Here is an 18,130-nt window from a genome sequence, read left to right on the forward strand (position 1 = left end):
TCTCGAATCCGTCGGACAGGCGGCCTACGCTGAGCCCCGTTCGTACGATCTGGGAGAGGTATGACAGGCAGGTTCACCGAGTTGAGTGTTGACTGCCACGACCCGGAGCGGCTCGCCGCCTTCTGGTGCGAGGTCTTCGATTTCAAGGTGATCGACCGTAGCGAGGACAGCGTCGAGATCGACTCCTGGGTGCCGACCGTCTAAGAGGTCCGGGCCCGTCAGATGCCAACCACCCTGGTGTTTGTCCAGGTGCCGGAGGGTAAAGCTGTGAAGAACCGGCTTCACCTCGACGTCAGCCCGGTCGACGCCGGCACCGAGGACGAGATGACCAGGCTGCTCGGCCTCGGCGCCACCAGGACGGATGTGGGCCAGGGCCCGGACCGGAGCTGGGTGGTCATGGCCGACCCCGAGGGCAACGAGTTCTGCGTCCTGCGTTCCCTGGCACCACAGGTCTAGGCCGTTCCTGTCAGATCATCGGATCGTTGGTTGATGTGTGTCGTTGACTGACGCCCAGTGGGCGCGCATCGAGCCCTTGCTGCCGGACCGGACGCCTCGGCGGGGAGGGCGGTGGCGGGATCACCGGCAGGTGATCGACGCGATCGCGTTCAGGTTCCGCACCGGGACTCCGTGGATGGACCTGCCCGAGCACTTCGGATCGTGGAAGGGTGCCCACGACCGGCTGCGGCAGTGGGCGGCCGACGGCCGCCCCACCGGCCTGGGCGAGGCGTTCGTGCGCTACGGCCGCATCTTCAAAACCCTGCATCTGCTGCAGTTCCTGCATGATGAGGGCTACCGCAGGATGATCGGCACGCAACTGAACGTGCAGGAGGCCCGCCACCGGCTCGCCCGCAAGATCGCCTTCGGCAGCCGCGGGCAGTTGCGCCGGCGCTACCGCGAGGGCATGGAAGACCAGCTCGGCAGCCTGGGCCTGGCGCTGAACGCGGTCATCTGGTGGAACAGCCTCTATCTGGATGCCGCCGTGCAGCGGCTGCGCGCCCAAGGCTTCCCGGTCACCGACGAGATGTGCGCCCGGCTGTCGCCGATCGCCTACGAGCACATCAACTTCCTGGGCCGCTACGCCTTCACCCGCGCTGACGTCGGCTCCGGGCTGCGCCCCTTCCACGACGTGCCCGCCCCGGCCGGGTGAGCTCGCCGTCGACGGGCGGTCAACAGCAGAACTTCAGGTAGTTCTGCAGGTCGGCGAGGATGCGGGCGACACCGTCGCGGTCGCCTCGATAGAGGACCTCTTTGCCGTCGCGGCGGGAGGTGACGATGCCGCCGCGACGCAGCAGGGCGAGCTGCTGGGAGGCGGCGGACTGGCTGATGCCGGCGCGTTCGGCGACCTGGTTGACCGACAGCTCGGCGCCCTGGGCGAACAGCAGCATGATCTGCTGGCGTCCGGGGTTGGCCAGGGCCTTGAGGAAGTCCTGGGCGGCCAGGGGTAGCTGTGGCGCGCACGTGGCGCCCACCGTGCTGTCCGCCGTCGCGTCCGTCGGCGCGGCTGGTGATGTCGTGGGTTCGGCCATGGGGTGCTCCCTCCTGCTCCGGCACTCTACCCCTCATACCAAGATATTGACATATTAGAAAATGACGGTACGTTCTGCGGCATGCCCATCGCCAACGACAACATCGTGATCGTCGGAGCCGGACAGTCCGGCCTGGCCGCCGCGCATGCCGCCCTGGAGCAGGGACTACGGCCCATGCTGCTGGAAGCCTCCGATCGGGCCGCCGGATCCTGGCCGCGCTACTACGACAGCCTCGCCCTGTTCTCGCCCGCCCGCTACAGCAGCCTGCCCGGCATGGCCTTCGGCGGCGACCCCGAGCGCTACCCGCGCCGCGATGAGGTGGTCGCCTACCTGGAGCGGTATGCCGCCGCCCTGGTCGAGCGCGGCGCCGAGCTGCGCGCCGGCGCCCGCGTCGAGGCCGTCCTGCCCGCCGGCGAGCCCGGCGCGAGCGGCTTCCTCGTGCGCCTGGCCGACGGGCAGGAGCTGACCGCTCCTGCCGTCATCGCGGCCAGCGGTTCCTTCGGCCGCCCGCACCGGCCCGCGCTGCCCGGCCTGGACACCTTCACCGGCCCGGTGCTGCACGTCGCCGGCTACCGCTGCCCGGCCTCGCTACCCGGTGAGCACGTCGTCGTGGTGGGGGCGGGCAACTCGGCGGTCCAGGTCGCCTACGAGCTGGCCGCCGAGCGCCGGGTGACGCTGGCCAGCCGGGAGCCGATCCGGTTCGTGGCCCAACGCCCGCTGGGACGTGACCTGCACTTCTGGTTCCGCCTGGCCGGGTTCGACCGGCTGCCGCTGGCCCGCGCCGAGGCCCCGCCCGGCTCACCGGTGCTCGATGACGGCCGCTACCGCCGGGCGCTGCGCGAGGGCCGCTACACGCGCAGGGCGATGTTCACCCGCCTGGAGGGCGATCACGCGGTCTGGCCCGATGGCGAGCGCGAGCGCGTCGATGCGGTGCTGCTGGCCACCGGCTACCGGCCGAACCTGCCCTATCTCACCGACCTGGGCGCACTGGACGACGGTGGTCACCCGCGCCAGCGCCGCGGTCTGTCTGTGACCCATCCCGGTCTCGGCTACCTGGGCCTGGAGTGGCAGCGCACGCCCTCCTCCAACACTCTGCGCGGCGTCGGCGCGGACGCCGCGTACGTGGTGGGGATGCTCGCCCGTCACCTGCGCGGCGCTCCCCAGCGCGCCGGGGAGCGATCCTGAGGCCGCTCGGGGTCTCCTGTTCCGCCTCGACCACAATCTGATTTGACTTACGTCTAAGCAGTGACGCATGATGACTCCTGCTTAGATGAACTTCTATCCAAGGGGGTGCGTGATGCGCGCTCTGTTCACCCGCCGCCGCCCGTCCATCGACCGGGCCGGCTTCACCGTCGACAAGGCCACCTCACGGGTGTGCGACCTCGACCGCCGCGCCGATGCCGCCATCGAGCGCGCCCGCCTCTACGCCACGTTCCCGTCCTTCCGCTAGCCCACGCGCCTACCTGGAGAGCCGTCATGAGTGACAGTTGCTGCGGCACCACCGCGATCGAGATCGAGCAGTTCACCACTGCCCAGCAGACCGCCCCGGGGGTGACCGGCCTGCCGGTCGTCGTGATCGGCGCCGGGCCCGTCGGACTGGCCGCCGCCGCCCGATTGGCCGAGCGCGGCATCGACTTCCTCCTCTTGGAAGCCGGTGACCGGGTCGCCGCGTCGATCGCGCAATGGGGACACGTGCGGGTGTTCAGCCCGTGGAAGTACAACATCGACGCCGCAGCCCGCCGCCTCCTGGAAGCCGACGGCTGGAGCGAGCCCGACCCCGAATGGCTGCCGACCGGCGCCGAGCTGATCGATGACTACCTGGTGCCGCTGGCTGAGCTGTTCGGTGACCGGATGCGGCTCGGCGCCACGGTGAGCGCGATCAGCCGCCTCGGCTACGACCGCGTGCGCACGGCAGGCCGCGAGCAGGCCCCCTTCCTGATCCGCCTGGCCGACGGCACCGAGCTGCAGGCCCGTACGGTCATCGACGCCTCCGGCACCTACACCAGCCCGAACGTGCTCGGCGCGAGCGGCCTGCCCGCCCACGGCGAGGGCGAGGTGTTCGTCGACCACGCGCTGCCGGACGTGCTCGGCGCCGACCGTGACCGATATGAGGGCAAGCGCGTGCTGGTCGTCGGCGCAGGCCACTCCGCAGCCACCACCCTGCTCGCCCTGGCCGAACTGGACGACACCCCGATCACCTGGGCGATCCGCGCCGGCAACGCCACCCGTACCTACGGTGGCGGCGACGCCGACGCTCTCCCGGCCCGCGGCGCGCTCGGCACCCGGCTGCGCGCCCACGTCGAATCCGGCCGCATCCAGTTGCTGACCGGCTTCTTCACCCACCGCGTCAACGCCACCGACCAGGGCGTCGAGGTGATCAGCCGCGACCCGTCGGGCCACGAGCAGACCGTCACCGTGGACCGGATCGTGTCGGCCACCGGCTACCGCCCCGACCACTCCATCGCCTCCGAACTCCGCCTCGACCTCGACCCGGTGCTCGGCTCCACCCGCGCCCTGGCCCCGCTGATCGACCCCAACCAGCACTCCTGCGGCACCGTCCCGGCCCACGGCGTCGACGAACTCGCCCACCCCGAGCCCGGCTACTACGCGGTCGGCGTCAAGAGTTACGGCCGCGCCCCGACGTTCCTCATGGCCACTGGATACGAGCAGGTCCGCTCGGTCGTGGCGGCGATCGCCGGGGACTGGGAGGCGGCCCGGGAGGTTCGGCTCGACCTGCCCGAGACCGGCGTGTGCTCCTCCAACCTTGCCGAGGCCCAGGAGCAGCGGGTTGGCCTGGCCACCGGCATCAGCGGCGGCCTGCTGTCCACCCCGCTCCCGCTCGCCACCGTCTCCGCTTCGGCTCAAGGCGGCTGCTGCGGCTGAAAGGAACAACCCCGATGTCCGACGGCTACCCCACCGCCGCCCAGAAAGAAGCGTTGCGCCTCATCTGCGACCACGAGCCGATGCCCGCCCACCGGCTGGCCGGCGAACTGGTCGCCACCCGCAGGCCCAGCACCAACCCCGGCTACACCCCGGCGGCCGCCCGGATGGCGGGAACCCTCGCCTGGCGGCTGCAGGCCCAAGGCTTCATCGTCGAAACCCCCGCGGGCGGGTGGGCGACCACGGCTGAAGGCCGCGCGCTGATCGCCTGCCCCGCATGAGGTCCCCCGCCGAGACCGCCGCCCTCGAACAGCAGGGCGGCGGTCCGCCGCGTACCGGACATGGCCGGCGGGTCGTCGCCGCGCTGGCAGTCACCCAGACCATCGGTTACGGCGTGCTCTACTACGCCTTCTCCGTCTTCCTCGCTCCCATGGCCCGCGACCTGCACGCCACCAACGCAGAGATCGCCGCGGCGCTCACGCTGTCCATACTGATCGCCGCCCTCTGCGCGCCGCTGGTCGGCCGCCTGCTGGACACCCGCGGCGGACGCGCCCTGATGACCACCGGATCGGTGCTCGGCGCCGCGGCGGTGCTGGCCTGGTCGCGGGTGGAGAGCCTGCCGCAGCTGTACGCGGTGTTCGCCCTCGTCGGCGTCGCCTGCTCCATGGTGCTGTACGAGGCCGCCTTCGCCGTCATCGTCTCCCTCTACGCCGGCAACGAGCGCGGCCGGGCGAACGGGCTGCTGGCGCTGACCATCGTGGCCGGGTTCGCCTCCTCGATCTTCCTGCCGCTAACCGGCCTGCTGGTCGACCGGTACGGCTGGCGTGCGGCGCTGGTGATCCTGGCCCTGGTCTACGGGATCGCGGCGATCCCGCTGCACGCCCTCGTGCTGCGCCGCCGCGCCCGTACCGCGAGGACGCAGGCGTCCGCCGCAGCGCGGGAGCGGGCCGCCATCGTCAAGGCGGCCACCCGGGCGCGGCCGTTCTGGCTGCTGGTGATCGCCTTCACTGCCAACGGCGGCGCGGTCGCCACCGTGGCGGTCCTGCTCATCACCTACCTGATCCATCTGGGCCACCCGCCGGTGCTGGCCGCCACGCTGGCCGGGCTGCTAGGCGTGCTGTCGGTGACCGGACGGCTGATCACCACCGGCCTGCAGACCCGGCTGCCCGCCGCCCTCATCGCCGCCGCCATCTTCGCCCTGCAAGGCGTGGCCGTCTTGCTGCTGCCGCTGATCGGGCGCGGCGTGGTGGGCGCGATCGGTGCGGTGCTGCTGTTCGGGCTCGGCTTCGGCATCGCCTCGATCACCCTGCCGCACCTGCTGGTCGGCAGGTACGGCACCACCGCCTACGCCTCGCTGGCCGGCCGCATCGCGATCTTCTCCGTCGCCGACAAGGCATTGGCCCCACTGGGCGCGGTCGCCCTCGCTCAAGCCGTTGGCTATGGCTGGGTGATGAGCGCTGTCGCCGCCGCCTGCGGGGTCGCCGCGTTCGCACTGGTGGCCTATCATCGCCTAGGGTTTAGACAAGCTTCGAATCAGGAGGGCTTGTCATGACCGTCCCGTCCGGCCAGTGCTGCGCCCCGATCGCCCGTGAACCGCTCGGCGAGGCCGACGCCGCCGAGTTGGCCACGCTGCTCAAGGCCGTGGCCGACCCGGTACGGCTGCGCCTGCTGTCCATGATCGGCTCCCACGCCGGCGGCGAGGCGTGCGTCTGCGACCTGACCGGCACCTTCGACCTGACCGCGCCCACCATCTCCCACCACCTCAAGGTTCTGCGCACGGCAGGCCTGATCGACGGAGAGCGGCGCGGCACCTGGGTCTACTACCGCATCATCCCCGAGGCGGTGAACAGACTCGGCGCCCTGTTCACCCCGCTCACCGAGTCCGCTCCCAGGCCCGCCCCCCAGCCTGCGGCGGGACGCACCGAGCTGGAGCTGCTGCCCGCATGACAGACGGCCCCCGGCCCGTCGACGTCCTGGTGATCGGCGGCGGGCAGGCGGGCCTGGCCGCCGGCTACTACCTGCGCCGCGCCAAAGCCGACTTCGTCATCCTCGACGCCCAGGACGCCGCCGGCGGCGCGTGGCAGCACGCCTGGGACAGCCTGCGCCTGTTCTCACCGGCCCAGTACAGCTCACTGCCCGGCCGCATGATGCCCATTCCACCGGACGGCGGCTACCCGAGCGCCGCCGAGGTCGTCACCTACCTGACCGACTACGAACGCCGCTACGACCTGCCGGTACTGCGCCCGGTCACCGTGAACGCCGTCCGGCGCGGCGACGGCCGCCTCCTGGTCGAGACCGGCCACGGCACCTGGCAGGCCAAGCACGTGATCAGCGCCACCGGCACCTGGTGGCGTCCCTACGTCCCGCACTACCCCGGCCTGCGCGACTTCGGCGGCGAGCACCTGCACACCGCCGGCTACCGCGGCCCTGAACCGTTGCATGGCAAGCGCGTGGTCATCGTCGGCGGCGGCAACTCCGCCGCCCAGCTCCTGGCCGAGGTGTCCACGGTCGCCGAGGTCATCTGGATGACCCAGCGCCCGCCCCGCCTGCTGCCGGACGACATCGACGGCCGCGCCCTGTTCGACCTGGCCACCCGCCGCCATCGCGCCGCCCAGGCGGGCGAACAGGCCGAGAGCATCGCCGACCTGGGCGACATCGTCGCCGTCCTACCCGTGCGCGAGGCCCGCGATCGCGGCGCATTGAAGGCCGAGCCCATGTTCGCCCGTTTCACCCCGTACGGCGTTGCCTGGGCCGACGGCAGCACCCTGGCCTGCGACGTGATCCTGTGGTGCACCGGCTTCCGTCCCGCCCTGCGCCATCTTGCGCCCCTGGGCTTGCGTGGCCGGGACGGCCTTGTCCCCACCCGTGGCACCCAGGCGGTCGGCGAGCCCCGCCTGCACCTGCTCGGTTACGGAGACTGGACCGGCCCCGCGTCGGCCACCCTCATCGGCGCGGGGCGCACGGCACGGCAAGTGGCCGCAGAGATCGTCGCCCAGCTGTAGATCTGCGGTCCCCGGACCGCCACCGGCCTGCGCATGGTGCCGTCAGCCTCGGGCGTGACGGGCCGTTTTGACCGCTGAGATCAGCAGGACGACGGCAAGGGCGGGAATGAGCACAAGATCGGGCACCACCCCGAGCAGTAGCCCGCCGAGGAGCGCGCCCGCGACAGAGCCGGCGACCATGATGACGGAGAAGCGCAGATTGGCGCCCAGGACGGCGAAGCTGCCGTCCCGGCTGTAGCGGGCGAACGCGACCAGCATGGTCGGCAGCGACACCACCAGCGACAGGCTGCCCGCAGCCTTGATATCCACGGCGTACAGCAACACGATCGCAGGGATCAGCAACTCGCCGCCGGCCACACCCATGATGGCCGCCACCATCCCGATGCCGAACCCGGCCACGACGCCGGTCACTACCAGCAGCGGGCCGGGCAGGGCGAGCGAGCTCACTGCCGTGGTATGGGTGAGCACCAGAGCCGCGGCCATGAGCACCATCAGCGCGCCAAGGACCTTGTAGAGGGTGGCGGTGCGCATCCGGACCGCCCACGAGGCTCCCGCCCAGGCCCCCAGCAGACTGCCGGCCAGCAGGTTGACCGCGACCGTCCAGTGCGCGGCCAACTCGGCCAGGGGGACGGCGGCCAGCCGGGCAGGTAGCGCGACCAGCACCACGATCAGGCTCATCGCCTTGTTCAGGATGACCGCCGACAGTGCGGCGAACCCGAACAGGCCGATCAGCAGGGGAAGTCGGAACTCGGCCCCGCCCAGGCCGATCATCCCGCCCAGCGTGCCTACCGCCGCGCCGGCGGTGAAGGCCAGTGGCAGCGAGCGTGCCGCCGGCGCGGGCATGGTGCTTTCCTTCAGGGTCACCGACCACGCTCCTGGCTCGCCACGCCGCCCGCCGTGTCCGGCGTGATCGGCCCCCTTGTGTCCGTTCGGCTCACGCTATCGACGGAGCCAACGGGCACGTCACTGCCTCAGTCGCCTGCCGGGATAATTCGATTCTTGTCTATCTTGACGTCTATCTAAGTAAAATGAGACCATCGGACTGCTTAGGCATATATCTAACTACTGGGCGGCGGCCCTGCCGCTGTCCAACACGAAGGGGACCACGATGACGAACCAGACCAGCGGCGGCTTCATCGGCGACCTGGAAGAGGCATTCGCCCCGTCCGCAGCCGGCGGCTGCTGCGGAGCCCCTGCCGCACTCAGCACGAGCGAGGCCGACCAGGCGGCCACCAGCTGCTGCGGAAGCCCGGCCGCGGCCCAGGAGGCCGCTCAGTCCGGCTGCTGCGGCCAGGCCCCGGCCCCCGTCGACGCTCAGGCCGCAGACGCCGCCGGGTGCTGCGGATGACATCCACGCCCCCGGACGTGGACTCGCCCCCGGCCGGCCTCGCCACACTGCTGAGCCAGGTGTCGGCACAGCGGATGGAAGCCACGGTCCACGAACTGGCCCGCGACCACTACACCGGGCGGCGCGTGGGCACCCCCGGCGGCCGCGCCGCCGCCACCTGGCTCGCCGAGCGGCTGCGCGAGCTGAGCGCCGACGTCGAGCTCGACTCCTTCCCCGTCGCCGACGTGCGGGAGCTGTATGCCACCCCGGTGCTCGAATGGAGCGCAGGCGGCCAGGTGCTGCGCCTGGAGCACCGCCGGGACTTCGTCGAGCACCTCGCCTCCGCCGAGCTGCCGGACCCGCGCACCGCGCCGCTGGCCGCGGCCTCCGAGGCCGATCTGGGCGGCCGATGGGTGCTGGCCGCGGCCGGGGACTGGGCGCGGGCGTGCGAACGAGCCGAGGCCCACGGCGCGGCCGGGGTGCTGACCGCGCGCGGCACCGACTCCGAAGGGTGGATGCCCAAGATGATCGCCGGACCGGCCGCCCGCGCCGTCCCGATCATCGCCCTACACCCCGACCGGCACACCCATCTGGCCGAAGCGCTGGCCGCCGGCCCGGTGCAGGTGACCGGGTCGATGCCGCTGCGGCAGGTCTCCGCGGACGGCCACAACGTCTGCGCCCGCTTCCCCGCCCCCTCCCACGCCGGAGGGGCGGGGAGCGGGCCGCGGGTACTGCTGACCGCGCACTACGACGGCGTCGGTGACGATCCCAGCATGCGGCTCCCCGCGGCCGCCGACAACGCCTCCGGCGTGGCCGCCGTCCTGGAGGCCGCCCGCGTCCTGACGGCGGTCCCGGCCCTACGGGCTGGGCTGTCGGTGGCCTTCCTGGACGCCGAGGAGAGCGGGGCATGGGGCTCGGCCCACCACGCGCCCGCGTTGCCGGCCGACACGCTGGTGATCAACCTGGACGGCGCCGCGCACCTTCACGAGGCCGCCTCCGTCGAGGCCGGCGGCCCCGCCCACGCCCTGCTGGCCACCCTCGACCAGGCCGCCCGCCTGGTCGGTGTGCCGCTGCGAGCGGGCGCGATGGCCTCCGACAACCGCCGCTACGCCGCCGTCGGCCTGGCCTCTATCGGCGTCGGCATGGGCATGCCCGGCTACCAGACTCCGGCCGAGACTCCGGATCGCGTGCAGCCGAACACACTGATGGCCGCCGCCCGGCTGCTGGTGGCGACTGTCATGCTGCTCAACGCCTAGGAGGAACGCCAAAGCGGGGAACAGCTCCCCGTCACCTGAGCCATCACGTCGGCCAACGCCCATTCGACGGCAGGCCAGAGAGCCGGCCAGGCCACAGCCAGGACGATGATGACGCACGACGGCCAGCGTGCCGGGACGCTATCTGGTCGGCGGTGCCCCGTATCGCGCGGTGAGAGGGGCGATCCTCCAGATCAGGCCGATCACCAGCCGCGCCGGCGGCGACCATGAAGCTCAGCCGGCCGGGGCCCGACTCATCCGGCAGGCCGGGCGGCCCCGAGCTGTGAGTGATCGTACCGTCGATGTCGGCGAGGGGCACGCCGTAGCGGAGGAACTCCTCCACCGCCTGTCGCTCGGCCGAGTCGACCGGCACCTGCAGCTCCAACGAGCCGGTGATCGGACGCAGGCTGAACGACTCCACCGCTCGCGCCACCAGGCGCATCACCAGGTAGTGCCGCTCGTTGAGCTGCAGGTAGCGCACGAAGGCAGTGCCGTCGAGGTGATCGCGGTCCATCCAGCTGATGCGCAGCCCGCTGCCCGCGGCCAGCCGCTCATGGGTGGGATTCCAGAGCGTGACCAGCGTCCATGAGCGGACCGGCAGCACCGACAACGTCTCATCGACGAAGCGCTGCCAGGAGTTCTCCACGTCGGTGACCTGCCGGGAGGTCAGCGGCCGGCAGAAGCGTTTGACCTGGTAAATGTCGTAGCCATCCGGGTTGGCGACAGCGTCATACAGCACAGCAAACCACCCAGCGCCGACAGTCATCCGGGGCGCGGACCTGCCGCAGGCCCCGCCATCTGATCTTGGGCGGGGCCTGCGGTGGAGGATCAGGCCGGCACAAGGTCCGCCAGCAGCTTTTCGATACGGCGGCGGATGTCGTCGCGGATCGGCCGGACGGCTTCGATGTCCTGTCCGGCCGGGTCGTCGAGCTTCCAGTCCTCGTAGCGCTTGCCGGGGATGATCGGGCAGGCGTCGCCGCAGCCCATCGTGATCACCACGTCGGATGCCTGGACGGCGTCGGCCGTGAGGATCTTGGGCTGCTCAGAGGTGATGTCGATGCCGACCTCGCGCATCACCTCGACGGCGACCGGGTTGACCTGATCGGCCGGGACCGACCCGGCGGAGCGGACCTCGACGCGGTCTCCTGCCAGGTGGGTGAGCCATCCGGCAGCCATCTGGGAACGTCCGGCGTTGTGCACGCAGACGAACAGCACGCTGGGCTTGCCGGGGACGCGGTCAGGCACGGGCGGCCTCCTTGGCGGCGAACAGGCGGCGGCCGGCCAGGCTGACGTAGACCAGGGCGACCAGGACGGGAACCTCGATCAGCGGGCCCACCACGCCCGCCAGGGCCTGGCCGGAGGTGACGCCGAACACGCCGACCGCGACGGCGATCGCGAGTTCGAAGTTGTTGCCAGCGGCGGTGAAGGCGAGCGTGGTCGTCTTGTCGTACGGCAAGCCGATCGCCTTGCCGGTCAGGAAGCCGCCACCCCACATGAGGGCGAAGTAGGCCAACAGCGGCAGCGCGATGCGGGCCACGTCGCCAGGCTGGGAGGTAATGGTGTGGCCTTGCAGGGCGAACAGGATGACGATGGTGAACAGCAGCCCATACAGTGCGATCGGGCCGATGCGCGGCAGGAAGCGCTGCTCGTACCAGTCGCGGCCCTGAGCGCGTTCGCCGAGCTTGCGTGAGGCGTAGCCCGCGAGCAGGGGGATGCCGAGGAAGACGAGCACGTAGAAGGCAATGTCCCAGGCTGAGACGTCGAGCGCGGACTGGGGTAGGCCGAGCCGGCCGGGCAGCACCTGCAGGTAGAACCAGCTCAGTGCGCCGAACGCGACGACCTGGAAGACCGAGTTGAGCGCCACCAGGACGGCGGCGGCCTCACGGTCGCCACAGGCCAGATCGTTCCAGATGAGCACCATGGCGATGCACCGCGCGAGCCCGACGACGATCAGCCCGGTGCGGTACTCGGGCAGGTCCGGCAGGAAAACCCAGGCCAGCGCGAACATGACAGCCGGGCCGAGCACCCAGTTCAGCACCAGGGAGGAGAGCAGCAGGCGGCGGTCACCGGTGACGGCGCCCAGGCGGTCGTAGCGGACCTTGGCCAGCACCGGGTACATCATCAGCAGCAGCCCGAGCGCGATCGGCAGCGAGATCTCGCCGACCTTCACCGCTTCCAGCGCGGTGTTCAGCCCCGGTACGAGCCGTCCGAGCAGCAGTCCGGCGGCCATCGCCGCGATGATCCACACCGGCAGGAACCGGTCGAGGGTGGACAGGCCGGCGATGACGCCCTGTGCGGGCGCGGCGGCCGGCGAGGCCGATGAAGCCGGGGACGTGGAAGAGGACATCGCGCTGCTCCTCAGACGGTCGCGGGCACGTCGAGCAGGGCCGACAGCTCACCCAGCGTCTCGGGCACCAGCCGGTAGTACACCCAGGAGGCGCGCCGCTCGGAGGTCAGCAGCCCGACCTCCTTGAGTACCTTCAGGTGGTGGCTGATGGTCGGCTGGGACAGCTCGAAGGCGCCGGTGATGTCGCACACGCACACCTCGCCGCCGGCGCGGCTGGCCACGATCGACAGGATGCGCAGCCGCACGGGGTCGCCCAGTGCCTTGAACACCCGCGCCACCCCGGCCGCCTGCTCGGTGTCCAGCGGCTCGCGCATCAGCGGCGGGCTGCACTCCAAGAGCTCCAGAGGTTCCACATCTTCTCCGTATAGACAGTCATCGAAATCGATGTCTCTCTATATTGACATACATCGAACCCAGGAGGAGCCGGCGGAGGGTGTGTGAGATCTCGTAACGGCGAAGGCCCTCGCCAGCTCGGCGAGGGCCCCTCAGCCATCACGTGTGCGTACCGGTGTGCGTGTCGCCTCTCGGCGAAGGGCACAACGCGGCTCCAGCCGAACGGTAGTCCGCGAAGGCGATAGGTGAGGCCCGGGGACACTGAGCACACCGGCCACGACGGATGTAACCACCAGGCGGCCGCCCATGTTCCCGCCCGCGTTCCCGGCCGCCGTCCCGAGTCGCGACTCAGATCCCGGTCAAGGTGCTGCGGCGCTCGATCATCACCACGTCCCGCCAAAGGCCGCGGTGACAGCCGATGCGCTCGCGGGTACCGACCACCCGGAAACCGAGCGCCTGGTGCAGGGCCAGGCTGGCGGCGTTCTCCGGGAAGACACCCGACTGGATCGTCCAGACACCGGCATCCCCGGCGGCGGCGATGAACGCCGCCAGCAGCGCCCGGCCGATGCCGTGGGCCTGGCAGCCGGGGTGGACGTAGATGCTGTGCTCGACCACTCCGGCGTAGACCGGGCGGGACGACACCGCCGAGGCGGCCACCCAACCGAGTACCTGGCCGGTGCCGGTGTCGCAGGCCACGTAGCGCAGGTGCGGCAGCCGGGCCGCGGTGAAGCCCTCCCAGCTCGGGGTGAGAGTCTCGAAGCTGGCCTGGCCGGTGTCCAGCCCGGCCTGGTAGATGGCCAGCACTTGTCCGGCGTCGCTCTGGCGCATCGGCCGGATCTCCACCTCTGGCGGGGCGTCGGGCTTGGTGGCCTGGACGATCGCCGAGTGCACGCCGTCGCCATGGTCGGCGGTCAGCGTGATGCGCATGCTCGTGAACCCGGCCCCGGCCAGCAGTCGCCGGTATTCAGCCACCGGCAGTGCCCCGGCCGCGCAGCCGATGCGCTGCTCGGCCGCCGCCCGAGCATCCGCGTCGAGCGCGCCGTCGACCACCACGTCGCTGACGCCGAACCGGCCGCCCGGCCGCAGTACTCGGAACGCCTCGGCCAGCACCGCGGCCTTGTCGCCGGACAGGTTGATCACGCAGTTGGAGATGACCACGTCCACCGACCGGTCCGGCAGCGGCACGTGCTCGATGCTGCCGTGCAGGAACTCGACGTTGCGCGCGCCGGCCTGTTCGGCGTTGCGCCGGGCCAGGGCCAGCATGTCGGCGCTGGCATCCACCCCGTACACCGTGCCCTGCGGGCCGACCCGGCGGGCTGAGAGCAGCACGTCGATGCCGCCGCCTGAGCCGAGATCCAGCACCGTCTGGCCGGCGCGCAGCTCGGCGACGGCCACCGGGTTGCCGCAGCCCAGGCTGGCCCGCACCGCCCCCTCGGGCAGCATGCCGAGCTCCTCATAGCCGGCCGCGCCGAAGCCGCCCTGCTCGAACGCGTCCTGCCCGCAGTCGGCGACCGACCTTCCGGCATCCGCGGCACGGGCCAGCGCGGAGTAGTGGTCGATGATCTCGTCGTACGCCATGAGCAGGCTCCTTCACTCGCAGGTGGGCGCGATCGGCGCGGGGTTGCCCATGACCACGTCGGCGGCGGTCGGAAAACAGCTCACGCAGTTATCGTTGATCCGGTACAGGCTGGAGGTGCCTTGCCTCTCGACCAGCACGAACCGCACCTCGGCCAAGATCTTCAGGTGGTGCGAGACGGTGGACTGGCCCACCCCGGACGCGGCCACGATCTCGCCCACGTTCATCGGCGCGCGTCGCCGGGCCAGCAGCGACACGATCTGGATGCGGGTGGCGTCGGCCAGGGCCTTGAACCAGCTCGCGTACTCTTCGGCCTCCGCGCGCGGCAAGGGCTCCTTGTTCTCATTCATCGCCCATCGACGATATTCGATGAAGCGGAAAAGCGGAAGCCCGGTGACCCCTGCTCGCGGAAGACTCCATGCCGTGCACGGCCAACTCCAACACTCACCGCGCCTACGCCTCGGCCATCGACCGCGTCATCGCGCTGCTCGGCCGGGACCGGTCGCTCGCCGACGTCACCGACGCCGAGATCGGCGCTGCGCTCACCGAGCTGTGGGGCCGATGCGCGCCGGCGACCTGGAACCGCAACCGCGCCGCCGTCACCTCCTGGCTGCTCTGGTGCCAGACCAAGAAGCACTGGGCGGCGCCCTGCGTCCCGGCCGAGGCCGAACGCCGTAAGGAGAGCGCCGGCGAGACCCGCGCGGTCGCCAAGACCATCGTTCACCGGCTGCTGTCGCGCCGCGACATCCCGCTGCGGGAGAAGACGCTGTGGCGGATGCTGTACGAGACCGCAGCCCGGGCCGCGGAGATCCTCGCCCTTAACGTCGAGGACCTCGATCTGGAGCACCGTCGCGCCCCTGTCCGCTCCAAGGGCGGCGCGATCGAATGGGTGTACTGGGACAGCGGCGCCGCCCACCTGTTGCCCCGCCTGCTCCGGCTGCCGGACGGCAGTACCCGCACGCACGGCCCGCTGTTCCTGTCCGAACGGCGCCCCGTGCCGGCCCGCCGCCCGGGCGCCGGCGACATCTGCCCGCACACCGGCCGCGCCCGCCTGGGTTACGACCGCGCCCGTGTCCTGCTGGAGAAGCACGCCGGGCTCGGTCTGCACCAGCTGCGCCACAGCGCCGCCACCCACCTCGGCGACGCCGAGATCCCGCTGCAGCTCATCATGGGCAAGACCCGGCACAAGAACCCCCGCACCGCCATGCGCTACGTCAAACCCGGCCCTGAGGCCATCGCCAAGGCCACCGAGGTCCTGGCACCCCGCCGCCGAACCCACTGATCACCCCAGTGGCGACTGGCCGGAGCTGCGGGAGTTCCTGGCCATCACGGATCACTAACAGGCGAAGAAGCCCCAGGTCGCCACCGCCAATTCCTGCACTCAGCCTCCTCGAATGCCACGATCGCTGTGGGGACCGCAGCGGGACGGTCCGCTGGGGAGATTCGTCATCGGAACCGGCGGCAGGGACCGCCACCAGCGGCGCGAGGGCCACCGGCGGAAGAGGCGGGCGTGGACCCCTCGGGAGCCGCCGCCGGACTCGCCGGCGCCGCCGGCCGATCAGATCAGGGCCGCCGCGGCGCCCCGGCCGGCGGCGAAGGCCTCCATGACGAGGCGGGACCGGCCGCCCCGTGAGGGAACGGCCGGAGGAAGGCCCCACCTCGCCTCAGGTGAGGCGTCTGCCGAGGGTGATGCGGCGCTATGGCTGCCCGGTGCGCTGCGGCGGGGTGGCGGGTGAATCCGCGGCGGGGCGCCGGTCGCGGCGATGAGCACGGCGGCGGCGTAGCAGCCGGAAAGCGCCGGTGAGCGCGATGAGCACGACGGCGGCGGTGATGACGGCGACGTTGGAGATGTCGGCGCCGAGCCGGGCGATGCCGGTTTCGAGGGCGTATTGGGCCCCGATGGGCAGCAGCCCGGTCGCTTCGGGATCGCGTGCGGTGATGAGCAGAAGGGCGCCGAGTAGAAGTGACAGCGTCCCGGAGATGAGGGCGTGCCAGCTGTTCGTCCAGCGGCCCAGGTGGAGCATGCGATGCCGGAGCCAGGCCCGCAGGCGGCCGGACCAGCGTTTCCAGGCCAGGGCGAGCAGTAGCAGCGGCAGCGCCATCCCGGCGGCGTAGATGGCCAGCAGGACGGCCCCGTAGACGGGATCGGCGCCGGCTGCCGCGATCATCAGCACGGATCCGAGGATGGGGCCGGTGCACACGCCGGCGACGCCGTAGGCGGTGCCGAGCAGGAACACCGTCCACGCGGTGCCGGGCTCGCGCCGCCCCGCGCGGCCGAACGCCGGCAGGGGGACGCCGAGCACCTGAACGAGACCGAAGGCGATCACCACGATGGCGACGACGGTGAGCAGGGTGGCGCGTTGCTGGGACAGGAACGCACCCGCGGTCGCGGTGAACACGCCGAGCGGCACGAGCGTGGTGACGAGCCCGAGGTAGAACACGCCGGTGCGGGCCACCAGGAGCGCGGGCCGGGAGAAGGCGTAGGCGAAGAACGCCGGCAGCAGCATGGCCGAGCACGGCGACAGCAGGCTCAGCAGACCGCCGAGGAACGCGCCGAGGTAGCCGATGTCCATCTCAGCCCTTCCCGGCCTCGGCCAGCTGGGCGTCGATGAGCCGGCGGAACACCTCGATCGGTTGCGCGCCGTTGACGATCTCCTCCCCCACCACGAACGTGGGGGTGCCGCTCACACCGAGCGCGGCGGAGGCCTGCGCCTCCTTCTGCACGAACTGCGCGACGGCGGGGTCGTCGAGCGCCTTGGTGAACGCGGGCACGTCCAGCTTGTCGATGGAGGCGGCGATGTCGATGAGCTCCTTGCGGCTCCAGCCGGAGTCTCCGGCGAAGGTGCGCGCATACAGGGCCTCGTAGTACTGCCAGAACAGGTTCTGGCGGGCGGCCGCGCGGGCGGCGACCGCGGTGTCGACCGAATGCTGGCTGAGCACGGGTGCGTCACGCCATTCGATGCGAAGTTTGCCCTGCTCGACGTACTGCGACAGAAGGGCGGGCAGGGTCTCCTCGGCGAAGGCGGCGCAGTATTTGCAGGTGAAGTCGGCGTACTCGATGAGCACGACGGGCGCGTCCACCGGGCCGATGGCGGCGGGGTCGCCGGGGTCGCGCCGTACCAGCTGCGCCAGCGGGCTCTCACCTTTCGCCGTGGTGGGGGTGGCGGCCGGTGCCGCGGCGCCGGTGTGCGGCTGGGACACGGTTCGCTGCGACGTTTGCGCCAGGATCCCGATCACAGCGACAACGACCATCCCGAGCGACACGGTGATCAGCCGTGCGGTGCGTGAGCGGCTCTGCTCGGTGCCGGTCCGGGGCTGCGCCGTACCGGAGGTGGAGGTGGTGCGCTCGCTCACGGGAGGACCTCCGCAAGGCCGGTCTCCAGGGCGTGCCCGGCGGCTGCCTGCCGCGGGATCCGGGCCGTGGCCTGGGATGGGGCCGGCCATGTCGCCTCGATGTCCACCGGCATGGGTCCGCCGGCGTCCGGCACCTCCTGCCGGATGGTCGGGTCGGTCACGTCTCGCATGTGAGGCATAGGTGTGCTTTCAAAGGTCCGTAGTGTGGTGGGAACACCGGCCGAGCCGACGGCTCGGCCGGCGGTGGCCGGGCGTGAGCGGCGGGGACGCGGCGCCGCTCGCGGCATGGCTGGATCGGCGCTGCTCACGAAGCCGCTCAGGGCCGGACGCTCATGACCGGCGCGTAGGTGTGATCATACGTTCCATCCGCAGACGACCAGGTATCCGTCGACGGTGGTGAGCCGATCGGAGATCGGGGCGTCGGGCAGGGCATGGCCGCGGTCGCGGTCGCGGACCTCCAGGTCGGGTGCGGGGCCCGGTTCGGCCGCGGTGAGGTTACGGATCATGAAATGGGCCACGTGCGCCTGGTGCC

23 protein-coding genes and 1 pseudogene are annotated in these 18,130 nt (G+C 71.4%); 12 read left to right on the forward strand and 12 right to left on the reverse strand.

The features are described 5' to 3' along the window. Nucleotides 1-60 precede the first annotated feature (60 nt). Together ACQP10_RS19240 and ACQP10_RS19245 are read left to right on the forward strand one after the other, a co-directional pair. Nucleotides 61-456 (forward strand): annotated as a pseudogene (locus tag ACQP10_RS19240) (VOC family protein). A gap of 37 nt (nucleotides 457-493) precedes the next feature. Next, nucleotides 494-1,147, forward strand: coding sequence for a Tn3 family transposase (locus ACQP10_RS19245; protein ID WP_433539398.1), 654 nt, complete (start codon nucleotides 494-496; stop codon nucleotides 1,145-1,147). A 19-nt stretch (nucleotides 1,148-1,166) separates the two neighbouring features. Here the strand turns inward: ACQP10_RS19245 and ACQP10_RS19250 are convergent, their stop codons facing one another. Further along, complete coding sequence (locus tag ACQP10_RS19250) at nucleotides 1,167-1,526, reverse strand: ArsR/SmtB family transcription factor (RefSeq protein ID WP_346021344.1); 360 nt, start codon at nucleotides 1,524-1,526, stop codon at nucleotides 1,167-1,169. Nucleotides 1,527-1,607: 81 nt separating this feature from the next. Here ACQP10_RS19250 and ACQP10_RS19255 point away from each other — a divergent pair, with 81 nt between their 5' ends. The 7 genes from ACQP10_RS19255 to ACQP10_RS19285 all read left to right on the forward strand — a co-directional run bounded on the left by ACQP10_RS19255 (nucleotide 1,608) and on the right by ACQP10_RS19285 (nucleotide 7,408). Beyond that, nucleotides 1,608-2,711 (forward strand): flavin-containing monooxygenase, encoded by a 1,104-nt coding sequence (locus ACQP10_RS19255; protein ID WP_433539399.1) that lies wholly within the window; start codon nucleotides 1,608-1,610, stop codon nucleotides 2,709-2,711. Nucleotides 2,712-2,823: 112 nt separating this feature from the next. Next, entirely contained in the window at nucleotides 2,824-2,976 is a 153-nt protein-coding gene (locus ACQP10_RS19260) for a hypothetical protein (protein ID WP_433539400.1), read from the forward strand. 26 nt (nucleotides 2,977-3,002) lie between these two features. Then, complete coding sequence (locus ACQP10_RS19265) at nucleotides 3,003-4,409, forward strand: FAD-dependent oxidoreductase (RefSeq protein ID WP_433539401.1); 1,407 nt, start codon at nucleotides 3,003-3,005, stop codon at nucleotides 4,407-4,409. A gap of 14 nt (nucleotides 4,410-4,423) precedes the next feature. Next, nucleotides 4,424-4,687: a hypothetical protein gene (locus ACQP10_RS19270; protein ID WP_346021340.1), complete on the forward strand. Its 264-nt coding sequence runs from the start codon at nucleotides 4,424-4,426 to the stop codon at nucleotides 4,685-4,687. Beyond that, nucleotides 4,684-5,958, forward strand: coding sequence for an MFS transporter (locus ACQP10_RS19275; protein ID WP_433539402.1), 1,275 nt, complete (start codon nucleotides 4,684-4,686; stop codon nucleotides 5,956-5,958). Before ACQP10_RS19270 ends, ACQP10_RS19275 begins: the two co-directional genes overlap by 4 nt. Further along, the gene (locus tag ACQP10_RS19280) at nucleotides 5,955-6,353 is read left to right on the forward strand and encodes a metalloregulator ArsR/SmtB family transcription factor (RefSeq protein WP_399501586.1); all 399 of its coding nucleotides are present in this window, start codon (nucleotides 5,955-5,957) and stop codon (nucleotides 6,351-6,353) included. The genes ACQP10_RS19275 and ACQP10_RS19280 overlap by 4 nt, the downstream gene beginning before the upstream one ends. Beyond that, nucleotides 6,350-7,408, forward strand: a complete 1,059-nt coding sequence (locus ACQP10_RS19285; protein ID WP_433539403.1) for an ArsO family NAD(P)H-dependent flavin-containing monooxygenase — start codon at nucleotides 6,350-6,352, stop codon at nucleotides 7,406-7,408. Before ACQP10_RS19280 ends, ACQP10_RS19285 begins: the two co-directional genes overlap by 4 nt. Nucleotides 7,409-7,450: 42 nt before the next feature. Here ACQP10_RS19285 and ACQP10_RS19290 read toward each other — a convergent pair whose 3' ends face one another. Continuing rightward, the gene (locus ACQP10_RS19290; protein WP_346021336.1) at nucleotides 7,451-8,272 is read right to left on the reverse strand and encodes a sulfite exporter TauE/SafE family protein; all 822 of its coding nucleotides are present in this window, start codon (nucleotides 8,270-8,272) and stop codon (nucleotides 7,451-7,453) included. A gap of 244 nt (nucleotides 8,273-8,516) precedes the next feature. Between ACQP10_RS19290 and ACQP10_RS19295 the strand changes: the two genes are divergently transcribed. Beyond that, complete coding sequence (locus ACQP10_RS19295; RefSeq protein ID WP_346021335.1) at nucleotides 8,517-8,756, forward strand: hypothetical protein; 240 nt, start codon at nucleotides 8,517-8,519, stop codon at nucleotides 8,754-8,756. After that, the gene (locus ACQP10_RS19300) at nucleotides 8,753-9,991 is read left to right on the forward strand and encodes a M28 family peptidase (RefSeq protein ID WP_399501588.1); all 1,239 of its coding nucleotides are present in this window, start codon (nucleotides 8,753-8,755) and stop codon (nucleotides 9,989-9,991) included. Before ACQP10_RS19295 ends, ACQP10_RS19300 begins: the two co-directional genes overlap by 4 nt. A 43-nt stretch (nucleotides 9,992-10,034) precedes the next feature. Here ACQP10_RS19300 and ACQP10_RS19305 read toward each other — a convergent pair whose 3' ends face one another. The 6 genes from ACQP10_RS19305 to ACQP10_RS19330 form a co-directional block, all read right to left on the reverse strand. Then, a complete protein-coding gene (locus tag ACQP10_RS19305; protein WP_399501589.1) occupies nucleotides 10,035-10,727 on the reverse strand; it encodes a hypothetical protein in 693 nt (230 codons plus the stop codon). 89 nt (nucleotides 10,728-10,816) lie between these two features. Further along, nucleotides 10,817-11,233, reverse strand: coding sequence for an arsenate reductase ArsC (locus tag ACQP10_RS19310; protein ID WP_346021332.1), 417 nt, complete (start codon nucleotides 11,231-11,233; stop codon nucleotides 10,817-10,819). Beyond that, nucleotides 11,226-12,335 carry an ACR3 family arsenite efflux transporter gene (gene arsB, locus ACQP10_RS19315; protein ID WP_433539404.1) on the reverse strand — a complete coding sequence of 370 codons (1,110 nt, stop codon included), beginning with the start codon at nucleotides 12,333-12,335 and terminating at the stop codon, nucleotides 11,226-11,228. The genes ACQP10_RS19310 and arsB overlap by 8 nt, the downstream gene beginning before the upstream one ends. 11 nt (nucleotides 12,336-12,346) lie before the next feature. Beyond that, entirely contained in the window at nucleotides 12,347-12,688 is a 342-nt protein-coding gene (locus ACQP10_RS19320; protein ID WP_346021330.1) for an ArsR/SmtB family transcription factor, read from the reverse strand. Between the two features lie 328 nt (nucleotides 12,689-13,016). Further along, nucleotides 13,017-14,246, reverse strand: a complete 1,230-nt coding sequence (arsM, locus tag ACQP10_RS19325; RefSeq protein ID WP_433539405.1) for an arsenite methyltransferase — start codon at nucleotides 14,244-14,246, stop codon at nucleotides 13,017-13,019. Nucleotides 14,247-14,258: 12 nt separating this feature from the next. Beyond that, complete coding sequence (locus tag ACQP10_RS19330) at nucleotides 14,259-14,594, reverse strand: ArsR/SmtB family transcription factor (protein WP_346021328.1); 336 nt, start codon at nucleotides 14,592-14,594, stop codon at nucleotides 14,259-14,261. 68 nt (nucleotides 14,595-14,662) lie between these two features. Between ACQP10_RS19330 and ACQP10_RS19335 the strand changes: the two genes are divergently transcribed. Next, on the forward strand, nucleotides 14,663-15,526 hold the full coding sequence (locus ACQP10_RS19335; protein WP_433539406.1) for a tyrosine-type recombinase/integrase: 864 nt from the start codon (nucleotides 14,663-14,665) through the stop codon (nucleotides 15,524-15,526). Between the two features lie 415 nt (nucleotides 15,527-15,941). Here the strand turns inward: ACQP10_RS19335 and ACQP10_RS19340 are convergent, their stop codons facing one another. The 4 genes from ACQP10_RS19340 to ACQP10_RS19355 form a co-directional block, all read right to left on the reverse strand. After that, nucleotides 15,942-16,817 carry a cytochrome c biogenesis CcdA family protein gene (locus tag ACQP10_RS19340; protein WP_346021327.1) on the reverse strand — a complete coding sequence of 292 codons (876 nt, stop codon included), beginning with the start codon at nucleotides 16,815-16,817 and terminating at the stop codon, nucleotides 15,942-15,944. 1 nt (nucleotide 16,818) lies between these two features. Further along, on the reverse strand, nucleotides 16,819-17,598 hold the full coding sequence (locus tag ACQP10_RS19345) for a DsbA family protein (protein WP_433539407.1): 780 nt from the start codon (nucleotides 17,596-17,598) through the stop codon (nucleotides 16,819-16,821). After that, nucleotides 17,595-17,759 carry a hypothetical protein gene (locus ACQP10_RS19350; RefSeq protein ID WP_433539408.1) on the reverse strand — a complete coding sequence of 55 codons (165 nt, stop codon included), beginning with the start codon at nucleotides 17,757-17,759 and terminating at the stop codon, nucleotides 17,595-17,597. The genes ACQP10_RS19345 and ACQP10_RS19350 overlap by 4 nt, the downstream gene beginning before the upstream one ends. A gap of 192 nt (nucleotides 17,760-17,951) precedes the next feature. After that, complete coding sequence (locus ACQP10_RS19355) at nucleotides 17,952-18,104, reverse strand: hypothetical protein (RefSeq protein WP_346021324.1); 153 nt, start codon at nucleotides 18,102-18,104, stop codon at nucleotides 17,952-17,954. Nucleotides 18,105-18,130 lie beyond the last annotated feature (26 nt).

This window comes from Streptosporangium sandarakinum (genome assembly GCF_050942225.1).
GTDB lineage: Bacteria > Actinomycetota > Actinomycetes > Streptosporangiales > Streptosporangiaceae > Streptosporangium > Streptosporangium nondiastaticum.